We start from the raw sequence: 12,595 nt of genomic DNA, 5'->3' as shown, positions 1-12,595 counted from the left end.
CTCTGCGTGCGACGACGGCGATCGGTAGGTTCGGATGCATGGTGTCTCCTCAGGGCGGTCGATGAGGTCGTTCGGACGACGACTGGATGACGCCGATGGTGCGTGCCGCATGGGAAAACACCAATGCTGCGACGGGACAATTGTTTTAGTATTTGGGCCAAATCGGCGCTTCAAGGGTTTCCCCCGTATGAGCTTCCAGGATTTCACCCGGAGTCCGGCCGGCGCGCGGCTGCTGGTCGATTTCGGCGGCGAGCGCGGCGTGCCGCAGACGAAGCTGCTGGCCGGCACGGGGCTGTCGGCCGCGCAGCTCGACGACCCGAACGCGGAGGTCACGGCGGCGCAGGAACTGCGGCTGACCGGCAACCTGCTGCGGCTGCTCGGGCATCCGCAGGGCCTCGGCTTCGAGGTCGGCCAGCGGTATCACTTCTCGGCGTACGGCGTGTGGGGCTACGGGCTGATCTCGAGCGCCACCGCGCGCGATGCGCTCGGGCTGGCGCTGCGCTTTTTGCCGCTCACCTATGCATACACGGTGATCACGTACCGCGAGGAGGACGACGGCTGCGTGCTGAATTTCGGCGCCCCCGAGCTGGCCGGCGAGCTGAGCCGGTTCGTCGTGGAGCGCGACATGACTGCGGCGGTCGTGCTGCTGCAGGAAATGGGCGGCGCGGATTTCAGGTTGTCGCGCTTCACGTTGCAGGCCGAACGTCCGGCGGCGGCGCGCGGCGTGGCGCCGGCCGCTGCCCCGCGGATCGCTGGCGTCGAGCCCACGTTCGGCGCGCGGTCGAACAGCCTTGCGTTCGCGCGCACGTATCTCGACCGGCCGCTGCCGCAGGCGAATCCGATTACGGTGTCGATGTGCGAGCAGATGTGCCGTCGCTTGCTGGAAGCGCGGCGCGCGCATGTCGGCACCGCGGCGATGATCCGCGATTACCTGACCGCGACGCCGGGCACGCCGCCGTTTTCGCTCGACGACATGGCGCGGCTGATGAACACCAGCGCGCGCACGCTGAAGCGGCGGCTGCAGGAGGAGGGCACGACGTTTCGCGCGCTGCTTGCCGAGTCGCGCGGCGCGATGGCCGAAGCGCTGCTCGGCGACGAGCGGCTGACGCTGACCGAGGTGGCGGAGCGGCTCGGGTTCAGCGATCTCTCGAGTTTTTCTCAGGCGTTCAAGCGGTGGTATGGGGTGGCGCCGGGGGCGTTTCGCAGCGGCGTGTCACGTGAGAGAAAGGGCGGCTGAGGGGCGCTGAATAATGTGCACGCGGGTTTGGCGCGACGAGGCCGGCGTGCGCACCACGACTAACCGCTAGAATGGCTTCGTTGCTTACGGGAATGCCCGGAATTCACTGTAGGAGAGATGCTTGTGAGGCCGTCCGTTGCACTGAACGCACACCGCGTCGAGATTCGCAGGATTGTCGAAGCCAATCGCGCGTCGAACGCGCGCGTATTCGGGTCCGTCTTGCATGGCGATGATACCGATGAAAGCGATCTGGATCTTCTCGTGGAGCCGCAGCCCGGCATGACGCTGCTCAACGTCGGAACCATCCGGTACCGGTTGTCGGAACTTCTCGGCGTTCGGGTCGATGTGTTGACGCCGAATGCATTGCCCGACACATTTCGTGCAACCGTGGTGGCGGAGGCCCAGCCCATATGAAAGGGAAGGAACAGCGCCTGCCCGATTATCTCGGCCACATGGTCGAAGCAATCGATCGGATCGGAGCATATGTCGGCCCATGGACAAGGCGGGATTTGTTGCGAACATGCTCGTCATCGATGCGGTGATTCGCAACATTGAGGTTATTGGCGACGCGAGCAACAAGGTGCGCAAGCATCATCGGGCATTTGCAGACGAACACCCGGAAGTGCCGTGGCGAGGCTGCTATGAGATGAGGAGCGTGGTTGCCCACGACTACTTCAAGGTGGATCTCGACATTGTTTGGGAAACCATTAAGAACGATCTTCCCGGCATGCGCCGGGATGTTCAGGCGCTGTTGGACCGGCTCGTTCGCGAGCAAGGGGCCGCCGCGCCAAGTTCACAAGGCACTGGGGACTGAAAGGGTGCGATGGCGCCCCGACGCGTTCGTCGCTGCATTTGGCGATATCTCGGGCTATTGATCGGCGACGCATCCGTTCGGGTCGAATGCGGCCGCCGCCGCAACCGTCACTGCTTCGCCGGCGCGATCGCCACGACCTTGTCGAGCGCGGACGGGATGAACGTGTCGAGCTGCGCGGTCACCGTCTCGTAGAACGCGATCGGCTTGCCCCAGGCATCCGGCACGTCGTCGTGCTTGCCGGTCGCGTATTCGGCGAGCGTGTACACCTTGCCCGCCGCCGCCGGATATAGCGCGAGCACCTTCTCCTTGTGCTTGTCGGTCATCGTCAGGATGACGTCGGAATGCTTGACGTCGTTCGCATTGAGCTGCACCGAGCGGTGCGCGGACGTGTCGATGCCGCGCCGCTTCATCAGGATCACGCCGTTCTCCTCGGGCTTCTCGTCGTACGGGTCATCGTCGACCGCGCGCGAAATTACCGCGATGTGTGCGTGGCGCTGCGCGATCAGCTGATCCGCGATGGCCTCGGCCATCACGCTGCGTCCGGTGTTGCCGGTGTCGACGAACGCGACCTTCTTCGGTTCGTCCGCATGGGCGAGCGTCGCGCACTGGACGCCGAGGTAACAGAGCAGGGCAAGCGTCTTGATTGTTTTCATGGTTTTGTTCGCCAGTCAGGGTTGAGGTGCCGCCGCGGCATCGTGCCGACGCCGACGGCACATCATGCCGGCCCTCCGTGACGGACAAAAATCGCCGGCCGGTTTTGGCAAGACGGCGTCGCATCACCGCAATTCAGCGCAATTCATCGCAATCGGCGGCGATGCAGCGCCGACCGCCCCCTAACCCCCCGCCTCGCGATGAAACAACGCGAGAAACTGCTGCGCCGGCGCCGACAGCGGCCGGTCGCGCCGCACGACGCTGCCGTACGAAGGCAGCTTCTGCCCGAGCGTGTAGTCGACGATCGCGACCATCCCGTGCGCGGCATTCAGCTCGGCGACCGTCAGCGGGATCACGCCGAGCATCTGCGAGCGGTCGACGAGGTTCATCGTCGTCAGGATCGAGCCCGTCTCGATCAGCCCGCGCGGCATCGGCTGGTGATGCGCGTGGAACTCGCGCTCGACGACCTCGCGCGCGGGGCTGCCGGCCGGCTGCAGGATCCACGGATACGCGAGCAGCGCCGCGAATTCGACCGGCCCGGCGCCGGCAAGCGGATGGTCGCGGCCGGCGACGATCGCGAGCGCTTCGTCGTCGACCGCGCGGAATTCGCAATCGGCGCCGACGTTGCGCCCGATCACGACTTCAAGCACGCCCTCCTGGAGTTGCGGCATCAGCTTGTCGCTCGTATCGACCGCGATGTCGATCGCGAGCAGCGGATACCGCGCCTTCAACTGCACGAGCGCCTCGGTGAGCCGCCCCGGCGCGGCCGCCATGATGCTGCCGATCGCGAGCCGCCCGGCGCTGCCGAGCTGCAGTTCGGCCAGCTCGCGGTTCAGCGCCTCCATGCTGCCGCGGATCCCGCGGAAGTAGCCGAGCACCCGGTCGCCGGCCGGATTCAGCACGAGCCCGCGCCCGACGCGCTCGAACAGCGGCTGGCCAAGCGCGTCCTCGAGCTCGCGCAGCATCTTGGTCGCGGCCGGCTGCGTGAGGCCGAGCCGGTCGGCCGCCGCGCGCAGCGTCGAGCATTCCTCGACCGCCAGCAGCAGCGCGACCTGCCGCATCCGCAGCCGGTTCAGCAGTTGCGGCGTCGAATCCTTCCTGTCGATCGAACCCAATCCGATTACCCCTGGTTATCAATTCATCAAGAGTTTTCAATTTACCGGGGCATTCCGTCTACCTAGCATGAACCCCACATGACGAACGGCCGCTTGCCGGCCAGACAGGAGACGAATATGCAGACGAAACTGGCCACGGCGGCACGCGGCCCGGCCCGCGCGGGAGATCCGGCATGACGGCCGCCCCGACCTTGCCCGTCGTCGCGCTGACGCTCGGCGACCCGGCCGGCATCGGCCCCGAACTGATCGCGAAGCTGCTCGCACGCCCCGACGCGGTGTCGCGCGCGAATCTCGTGCTGATCGGCGACCGCTGGCTGTGGGAAGCCGGCCAGCGCACCGCGGGCGTGCAGGTCGACGTCGAGCCGGTCGCGTCGCTCGCCGACGTGCGCGACCGGCCGTCGTGCGCGCGGCCCGCGTTCGTCGCGGTCGACACCGTCGACGCCGCCGACGTCACGCTCGCGCAGGCCGGCCCTGCAGGCGGCCGCTCGGTGCTCGACGTGCTGAACCGCTGCATGGACGCTGCGCTCGCCGGCGACATCGACGCGATCTGCTTCGCGCCGCTCAACAAGCACGCGATGAAGCTCGGCGGCCTCGAGCACGAGGACGAACTCCATCACTTTGCCGAATACCTCGGCGTGACCGGCTACTTCTGCGAATTCAACACGCTCGGCGAGCTGTGGACCGCGCGTATCTCGTCGCACATTCCGCTGAAGGACGCGGCGCGCTATCTGTCGGTCGAGCGGATCGAGCAGGCGTCCGAGCTGATCTACCGGTCGCTGCTCGCGAACGGCGTCGCAGCGCCGAAGGTCGCGATCGCCGCGTTCAACCCGCACGGCGGCGACGGCGGGATGTGCGGCCGCGAGGAGATCGACGTGATCGCGCCGGCGGTGCGCGCGCTGCAGGCACGCGCGTGGCCGACCGACGCGCCGTTCGACGGCCCGTTCCCGGCCGACACGATCTTCCTGAAGGCGCAGGCCGGCGACTACCACGCGATCGTCACGATGTACCACGACCAAGGGCAGATCGCGATCAAGCTGCTCGGCTTCTCGCGCGGCGTGACCGTGCAGGGCGGCCTGCCGGTGCCGATCACGACGCCCGCGCACGGCACCGCATACGACATCGCCGGGCGCGGCACCGCCGACGTCGGTGCGACCTGGCAGGCGCTGCAGATCGCGTGCCGGATGGGCGCCGCGCACCGCCGGCAGACGACTTCCGCGTGACGGCGGCCCGGCCCCGACCTTAACGAACGACATTCGAATCGAAACCGCATATCAGGAGACAACGCCATGAAGATCAAGGCCGTACGCGCACGCGTGTACCAATGGAAAGGCAAGACCGTGCCGCCGCAGGGCAACTTCTGCTCGAACGCGATGGACCTGCTGTACGCGCCGCAGGAAACGATGAGCACGTTCCGTTTCCACGCGTGGACCGTCGTCGAAGTGGAGACCGACGACGGCATCGTCGGGCTCGGCAACGTCGCGCTCGCGCCGCACATCGCGAAGGCGATCATCGACCAGTACCTCGCGCCGCTCGTCATTGGCCAGGATCCTTGGGACTACGAATACCTGAACCAGCGGATGTACCGCGCGACCCACGCATGGGGCCGCAAGGGCATCGGCATGGCGGCGATCTCGGCGGTCGACATCGCGATCTGGGACGTGCTCGGCAAGAGTGTCGGCAAGCCCGTGTTCAAGCTGCTCGGCGGCCGCACGAAGGAGAAGATTCCCTGCTACTACTCGAAGCTGTACCGCACCGACCTGAAGGCCATGCAGGACGAGGCGAAGCGCTATCTCGACGAGGGCTTCCGCGCGTTCAAGATGCGTTTCGGCTACGGGCCCTCGCACGGGCAGCAGGGGGTGGTCGAGAACCTGAAGTCGGTCGCGGCGATCCGCGAAGTGATCGGCTACGACAACGACCTGATGCTCGAGTGCTACATGGGCTGGAACCTCGAATATGCGAAGCGCATCCTGCCGAAGCTCGAGAAGTACCAGCCGCGCTGGCTCGAGGAGCCCGTGATCGCCGACGACATCGACGGCTACGCGGAGCTGAACCGGCTGACGAGCATCCCGATCTCCGGCGGCGAGCACGAGTTCTCGCTGTACGGCTTCAAGCAGCTGCTCGACCGCAAGGCCGTGTCGGTGGTGCAGTACGACACGAACCGCGTCGGCGGCATCACGATGGCGCACAAGATCAACGCGCTGTGCGAGGCGTACAGCGTGCCGGTGATCCCGCACGCGGGCCAGATGCACAACTACCACCTGACGATGAGCACGCTCGCGTCGCCGATGAGCGAGTACTTCCCGATGTTCGACGTCGAGGTCGGCAACGAGCTGTTCTATTACATCTTCGACGGCGAGCCGGCCGCGGAGAACGGCTTCCTGCAGCTGCGCGACGACGTGCCGGGTCTCGGCCTCACGCTGAAGACCGAGTTCCTCGACCAGTTCGACATCGTGGAGTGACCATGCGCGCACGTTACCAGGGCGTCTTTCCGGTGGCGCCGACCATCTTCACCGCGGACGGCGCGCTCGACCTCGACGGCCAGCGCCGCGCGATCGACTTCATGATCGACGCCGGTTCGCACGGCATCTGCATCCTCGCGAACTACTCCGAGCAATTCGCGCTCGGCGACGACGAGCGCGACGTGCTGACTCGCACCGTGCTCGAGCACGTCGCCGGCCGCGTGCCGGTGATCGTCACCACGTCGCACTTCAGCGCGCGGATCTGCGCGGAGCGCAACCGGCGCGCGCAGGCGCTGGGCGCATCGATGGTGATGGTGATGCCGCCGTATCACGGCGCGACGTTCCGCGTGCCGGAGGCGTCGATCCATGCGTTCTTCCGCGAAGCAAGCGCCGGGCTCGACATTCCGCTGATGATCCAGGACGCGCCCGCGAGCGGCACGACGCTGTCGGTCGACTGCCTCGCGAGACTCGCGCGCGAGATCGACGCGGTGTCGTACTTCAAGATCGAGACGCCCGGCGCGGCGGCAAAGCTGCGCGAACTGATCCGCGTCGGCGGCGACGCGATCGAAGGGCCGTGGGACGGCGAGGAAGGCATCACGCTGCTCGCCGATCTCGATGCGGGCGCGACGGGCGCGATGACGGGCGGCGGCTATCCGGACGGGATCCGCAAGATCACCGACGCGTATTTCGCGGGCCGCCGCGACGAAGCGTGCGAGCAGTACGCGCGCTGGCTGCCGCTGATCAACTACGAGAACCGGCAGGCGGGTTTTCTGGCGGCGAAGGTGCTGATGAAGGAAGGCGGCGTGATCGCGTGCGACCGCCCGCGCGCGCCGTGGCCCGACCTGCATCCGGATACGCGCGCGGGGTTGCTCGACGCGGCGCGGCGGCTCGATCCGCTCGTGCTGCGCTGGGGGCGCTAGACGCCGGTTCGTCACGGCATGACAGCGGTCCATCAGAAGACCGCCGCAGCCATCACCAAAATTGGAGACATCAATGAACACGTTAACCCCGGCCACCCCGGCATACGAAGCCGGCGAAGCCATTCCGCGACGCCGCTGGCTGCGCGTGATCCCGCCGCTGCTGCTCGCCTGCATCATCTCGTACATGGACCGCGTGAACATCGCGTTCGCGATGCCGGGCGGGATGAACGCCGATCTCGGGATGGACGCGACGATGGCCGGCCTCGCCGGCGGGATCTTCTTCTTCGGCTACCTGTTCCTGCAGATTCCCGGCGGCCGGCGCGCCGCGCTCGGCAGCGGCAAGCGCTTCATCGCGTGGTCGCTCGTGAGCTGGGCCGTGCTGTCGGCGTTGACGGGCCTCGTCACGCATACGTGGGAACTGCTGACGCTGCGCTTCCTGCTCGGCGTCGCCGAGGGCGGGATGCTGCCGGTCGTGCTGACGATGGTCAGCAACTGGTTCCCCGATCGCGAGCGGGGCCGCGCGAACGCGATGGTCATCATGTTCGTGCCGCTCGCGGGCATGATCACCGCTCCGCTGTCCGGCTTCATCCTCGCTGCTTACGACTGGCGCCACCTGTTCTTCAGCACGGGCGCGCTGTCGCTGCTGTTCCTGATCGTCTGGCTGCTGTTCGCCGACGACAGCCCGGAGACCGCGCGTTGGGTGTCGCCGCGCGAGAAGGCGTACATCCTCGACGCGCTGCGCGCCGAGCAGGAGCGCAAGCGCGCGGCCGGCACGCCGACCGCGGCGTCGTTCGGCGCGCTGATGCGCAATCCGACGATCTGGCTGCTGATCGCGATCAACTTCTGCTACCAGGTCGGCATCTACGGCTATACGATGTGGTTGCCGACGCTGCTGAAGAACCTCACGCACACCGGGATGGGCAAGATCGGCCTGCTCGCGATGCTGCCGTACATCGCGATGATCATCGGCATGTTCGCGACGTCGTATTTGTCGGACCGAACCGGCAAGCGCCGCCTGTTCGTGCTGCTGCCGCTCGTCGGTTTCGCGGCGTGCCTCGCGCTGTCGGTGCTCACGCATTCGACGATGGCCGTATCGTTCGCGTTCCTGATTGGCTGCGGCTTCTTCCTGCAGGCGGCGGCCGGCGTGTTCTGGGCGATTCCGCCGAAGCTCTGCAGCGTCGAGACCGCCGGCAGCGCGCGTGGCCTGATCAACGCGCTCGGCAACCTCGGCGGGTTCTGCGGCCCGTATGCGGTCGGCGTGCTGACCCAGCACGTGAGCTCGGCGGCCGGCGTGTACAGCCTCGCGGTCACGCTCGCGGTGGCGGGCCTCCTCGCGCTGACGCTGCCGAAGCGCTGCGAGGATTGACGGACAGACGCGCGACCCCGCGAGCGCAGTGCAATGAGCGGACACTTGCCGCGGCGCGATGCGCGCGCCGCGGCGACACATCGAAGTACGGAGACTCACGATGAACGACATCCTGTTGCTGGTGCAGAAGTGCGCCCATACCTTCAGCTTCTACGATCTCGAAACGAAAACGGCGCTCAAGCACATCGTGCTGCCGAACTTCCCGCATGAATTCACCGTCGACGCGAAGAACCGCTTCGCGTACGTCGGCATCTTCGGCATCGAGACCGCGTGGTCGCGCGGCCACGAAGGCGACCACCGGATCGCCGAGATCGACCTCGCCGAGCGCACCCATACGCGCATGCTCGACCTGTGGCCGTACTACCGGCCGCACGGGATGGCGAGCGACAGCGAGGGCCGGCTGTATGCGATGAGCGAGGCGCACGACATGCTGCTCGTGTTCGATCGCCCGACCGAGCAGCCGGTGCCGAACATGGCGGTGCCGTCCGGCGGCGTGAAGACGCACCTCGTGACGCTGACGCGCGACGCGAGCCGAGCGTACGGCGTGCACCTGCTGTCGAACACGGTCACGCAGTTCCATCCGCGCGACGCGACGGTCGCGCCGCGCGCGGTGATGCCGGGGCCGCGTCCGGAAGGCAACGCGCTGTCGAGCGACGAGCGCACGCTGTACGTCGCGAACCGCGGCGACGACACGCTGGTCGCGATCGACACCGACACGATGACCTGCGGCCGCCGCGTGAAGACGCGCAACGATCCGAACCGCATCTACCGGACGAGCGCGCCGGACGGCCGCGACCTGCTGTTGCTGACCAACTCGGGCGAGCGGTCGATCTCGGTGTTCGATGCGCAGCAGCTCGAGGAAATCGAACGCGTCGCGCTGCCCGCGAACCCGACCGCGCTGTCGTTCCATCCGTCGCGCCGTGCGGCCTATGTGTCGTTCCAGGACGACTACGTGCGCGAACTCGATCTCGATACCTGGCGTTTCGTCAGCGCATTGCCGACGCTGCGCGAGCCGGATGCGTCGTATGTACTCGCCGGCACGCGCTGACGGGCGCGGCGGGGCGCCGGACGGGATGCCCGATGCGCTCGTCGATGCGCATCACCACCTGTGGCGGCTCGATGCGGGTGCGCACTATCCGTGGCTGCAGGATCAATACGATCCGGCGCGCTTCATGTTCGGCGACTACGCGGCGCTGTGCCGCGACTTTGGCGTCGACGCATACCGGCGGGCGGCGCACGGCGCGCCGCTCGTCGCGAGCGTGCACGTCGAAGCCGAACGCGCGCGCGACGAGGCGCTCGCGGAGACGCGCTGGCTGCACGACATCGCGGCTGCACACGGGCTGCCGTCGGCGATCGTCGCGTGGGTGGACCTGCTGGCCGACGACGCGGCGGAGCGGCTTGCAGAGCAGGCCGCGTGGCCGCGCGTGCGCGGCGTGCGCTTCAAGCCGCGCACCGCGCCGGCGCCCGATGCGGCCGTCGACGGCCCCGGCACGCTGCGCGACCCGCGCTGGCCGGCCGCGCTTGAACGGCTCGCCGCGCACGGCCTATGCTGGGATCTGCGGGTGCCGTTCTGGCATCTCGGCGACGCGGCGGCGCGGCTCGCGGATGCGCCGGCCGTCGACGTGGTGCTCGAACACGCGGGATTGCCGTGGGACCGCTCGGACGCGGGGCTCGCACGCTGGCGGCGCGGGATGGAAGCGCTCGCCGCGTTGCCGCGCGTGTCGGTGAAGCTGTCCGAATTCGGCTTGCGCGATGCGGCGTGGAACGACGCGGAAAACCGGCGGATCATCCGCGACGCGATCGCGATATTCGGGTGGGAACGGTGCCTGTTCGCGAGCAATTTCCCGGTGGCGGGGTTGCGCGTGACCTATCCCGCGCTGCTGCGCACGTTCGCCGGCGCCATGGCGGACCTGAGCGACGTGGCGCGCCGTGCGATCTGGCACGACAACGCGGTCCGGATCTACCGGATCGAACTCGACGAACCCAACAAGCTGGCAGGTGAATGATGCAGATTTCCGGACAGATGGTGATCGGCGGCGCGTCGGTGCGCGGCACGGCAGGAACGCTGCGCGCGTTCGATCCCGCGCGCGGCGTCGAACTGGAACCCGAATTCGGCGCGGGCGATGCGGCGGACGTGGATCGCGCGTGCACGCTGGCGGCCGCCGCGTTCGATCCGTTTCGCGCGATGCCGCTCGACGTGCGCGCGCGGTTTCTCGACACGATCGCCGACAACCTCGTCGCGCTCGGCGACGCGCTGATCGCGCGCGCGCATCAGGAATCGGCGCTGCCGGTCGTGCGGCTCGAAGGCGAGCGCGCGCGCACGGTCGGCCAGCTCAGGCTGTTCGCGGCGCTCGTGCGCGACGGCCGCTGGCTCGGCGCGACGCTCGATTCCGCGCAGCCGGACCGCCAGCCGTTGCCGCGGCCCGACCTGCGCCTGCGGAAGATTCCGGTCGGCCCGGTCGCGGTGTTCGGCGCGAGCAACTTCCCGCTCGCGTTCTCGGTCGCGGGCGGCGATACGGCGTCGGCATTCGCGGCCGGCTGCCCGGTCGTCGTGAAGGCGCATCCTGCGCATCTCGGCACGTCCGAACTGGTCGGGCGTGCGATCCAGCAGGCGGTGGCCGCCTGCGGGCTGCCGGAAGGCGTGTTCTCGCTGGTGATCGGCGCGGGCAATGCGATCGGCGAGGCGCTCGTCGCGCACCCGGCGATCAAGGCGGTCGGCTTCACCGGCTCGCGCGGCGGCGGGCTGGCGTTGATGAGCATCGCGGCGAAGCGCCGCGAGCCGATTCCCGTTTATGCGGAGATGAGCAGCATCAACCCGTTCTTCGTGCTGCCCGGCGCGCTTGCGGCGCGCGGCGGCGAGATCGCGCGCGGCTTCGTCGAATCGCTGACGCTCGGCGTCGGCCAGTTCTGCACGAACCCGGGGCTCGTCGTCGTGCTCGACGGGCCCGACACGCAGGCGTTCGTCGACGCCGCCGCGCAGGCGCTCGGGCAGAAGGGTGCGCAGACGATGCTGACGACGGGGATCGCGGCCGCCTATCAACGCGGTGTCGCGCAGCGGGCGGCGTCAGCGGGCGTGAGCGCGGTCGCGCAAGGTGCGCAGACTGGCGCGCAGGCGGCGGCGATGCCCGCGCTGTTTGCGACGACGCAGGCCGCATTTGTGTCGGATGCCACGCTGGAGGACGAGATCTTCGGACCGACGTCGTTGATCGTCACGTGCCGCGACGTCGACGAGATGATCGATCTGGCCGAACACGTCGAAGGTCAGCTCACGGCGACGCTGCATCTCGAACCGGCCGACTACGCGCTCGCGCGGCGGCTGCTGCCGACGCTCGAACGCAAGGCCGGACGCATTCTCGCGAACGGCTATCCGACCGGTGTCGAAGTCGCGCATGCGATGGTGCATGGCGGGCCGTTTCCGGCGACGTCCGATTCTCGTGCGACGTCGGTCGGTACGCTTGCGATCGAGCGGTTCCTGCGGCCGGTGTGCTATCAGGCGCTGCCGGCGGAGTTGCTGCCGGAGGCGTTGCAGGACGGCAATCCGCTGGGTGTGTGGCGGTTGAAGGATGGGAAGTTCGGGAAGGATTGAGCGGCCATGCCGAGCAGGCGCGGATAGCCGAAATTTTGTCAATCGAATGACGGATTGTATGGGCGCGGCGTTAATCGCCGCGCTTTTTTTACATGGAAGCGTAGGGCGCCAGAGTCATTGCAACGGTGCACGCTGAAAATCAACGACTTACGAGCAGTCGTGCCACAGGTGCCCGAGCGGGCGCGTCAGAGATCGTGCGACTGGCCTACCTTCGCGCCATACTTGTAGCGCCGGACGCGATTGGCCGTAGCCGACCCGGAAGAGACCTCCGGCGTTTTCGATTGCGGGCACTCGCATGAAGAGCCCTGATAAATTTGGACGGACGACGCCATTGACAGAACGACTGGCAAAACATGAGTCACCCCAGACAGCGCTTCAAAATGAAGCTGGCGCCGCCCGACAACTCGGCGGGCCGCCGTCGCCATGTCAAATGATGACTCGTCACTG

Annotated in this window: 12 protein-coding genes; 10 read left to right on the top strand and 2 right to left on the bottom strand. The window is 67.7% G+C overall.

All coding sequences use genetic code 11. The annotated features are described in order from the left end of the window. Positions 1-187 precede the first annotated feature (187 nt). The 3 genes from ACV229_RS30110 (at position 188) to ACV229_RS30100 (ending at position 2,051) form a co-directional block, all read left to right on the top strand. Positions 188-1,237, top strand: coding sequence for an AraC family transcriptional regulator (locus ACV229_RS30110; RefSeq protein ID WP_448086759.1), 1,050 nt, complete (start codon positions 188-190; stop codon positions 1,235-1,237). A gap of 117 nt (positions 1,238-1,354) precedes the next feature. Continuing rightward, positions 1,355-1,651, top strand: coding sequence for a nucleotidyltransferase family protein (locus ACV229_RS30105; RefSeq protein ID WP_448080269.1), 297 nt, complete (start codon positions 1,355-1,357; stop codon positions 1,649-1,651). Beyond that, positions 1,596-2,051: a HepT-like ribonuclease domain-containing protein gene (locus tag ACV229_RS30100; RefSeq protein WP_448086727.1), complete on the top strand. Its 456-nt coding sequence runs from the start codon at positions 1,596-1,598 to the stop codon at positions 2,049-2,051. The genes ACV229_RS30105 and ACV229_RS30100 overlap by 56 nt, the downstream gene beginning before the upstream one ends. 107 nt (positions 2,052-2,158) lie before the next feature. Here ACV229_RS30100 and ACV229_RS30095 read toward each other — a convergent pair whose 3' ends face one another. Both ACV229_RS30095 and ACV229_RS30090 read right to left on the bottom strand, forming a co-directional pair. Further along, positions 2,159-2,704 carry an arsenate reductase/protein-tyrosine-phosphatase family protein gene (locus ACV229_RS30095; RefSeq protein WP_448086726.1) on the bottom strand — a complete coding sequence of 182 codons (546 nt, stop codon included), beginning with the start codon at positions 2,702-2,704 and terminating at the stop codon, positions 2,159-2,161. A gap of 180 nt (positions 2,705-2,884) precedes the next feature. Continuing rightward, entirely contained in the window at positions 2,885-3,817 is a 933-nt protein-coding gene (locus ACV229_RS30090; RefSeq protein ID WP_448086725.1) for a LysR family transcriptional regulator, read from the bottom strand. 173 nt (positions 3,818-3,990) lie between these two features. On the opposite strand from ACV229_RS30090, the gene ACV229_RS30085 reads away from it, so the two are divergent. The 7 genes from ACV229_RS30085 (at position 3,991) to ACV229_RS30055 (ending at position 12,148) form a co-directional block, all read left to right on the top strand. Further along, on the top strand, positions 3,991-5,037 hold the full coding sequence (locus tag ACV229_RS30085; protein ID WP_448086724.1) for a 4-hydroxythreonine-4-phosphate dehydrogenase PdxA: 1,047 nt from the start codon (positions 3,991-3,993) through the stop codon (positions 5,035-5,037). 66 nt (positions 5,038-5,103) lie between these two features. Beyond that, complete coding sequence (locus ACV229_RS30080) at positions 5,104-6,276, top strand: L-rhamnonate dehydratase (RefSeq protein WP_448086723.1); 1,173 nt, start codon at positions 5,104-5,106, stop codon at positions 6,274-6,276. Positions 6,277-6,278: 2 nt separating this feature from the next. Further along, positions 6,279-7,196 carry a dihydrodipicolinate synthase family protein gene (locus tag ACV229_RS30075; RefSeq protein WP_448086722.1) on the top strand — a complete coding sequence of 306 codons (918 nt, stop codon included), beginning with the start codon at positions 6,279-6,281 and terminating at the stop codon, positions 7,194-7,196. 73 nt (positions 7,197-7,269) lie between these two features. Next, complete coding sequence (locus tag ACV229_RS30070) at positions 7,270-8,562, top strand: MFS transporter (RefSeq protein ID WP_448086721.1); 1,293 nt, start codon at positions 7,270-7,272, stop codon at positions 8,560-8,562. A gap of 100 nt (positions 8,563-8,662) precedes the next feature. Continuing rightward, complete coding sequence (locus ACV229_RS30065) at positions 8,663-9,610, top strand: YncE family protein (RefSeq protein WP_448086720.1); 948 nt, start codon at positions 8,663-8,665, stop codon at positions 9,608-9,610. Beyond that, entirely contained in the window at positions 9,588-10,568 is a 981-nt protein-coding gene (locus tag ACV229_RS30060) for an amidohydrolase family protein (RefSeq protein WP_448086719.1), read from the top strand. The genes ACV229_RS30065 and ACV229_RS30060 overlap by 23 nt, the downstream gene beginning before the upstream one ends. Next, positions 10,568-12,148, top strand: a complete 1,581-nt coding sequence (locus ACV229_RS30055; RefSeq protein ID WP_448086758.1) for an aldehyde dehydrogenase (NADP(+)) — start codon at positions 10,568-10,570, stop codon at positions 12,146-12,148. Before ACV229_RS30060 ends, ACV229_RS30055 begins: the two co-directional genes overlap by 1 nt. The last annotated feature ends 447 nt before the right edge of the window (positions 12,149-12,595 follow it).

It is taken from the genome of Burkholderia sp. MR1-5-21 (assembly GCF_053427715.1).
The sequence above is the reverse complement of the archived record's forward strand: the minus strand, read 5'-3'. Positions and strand labels throughout refer to the sequence as shown.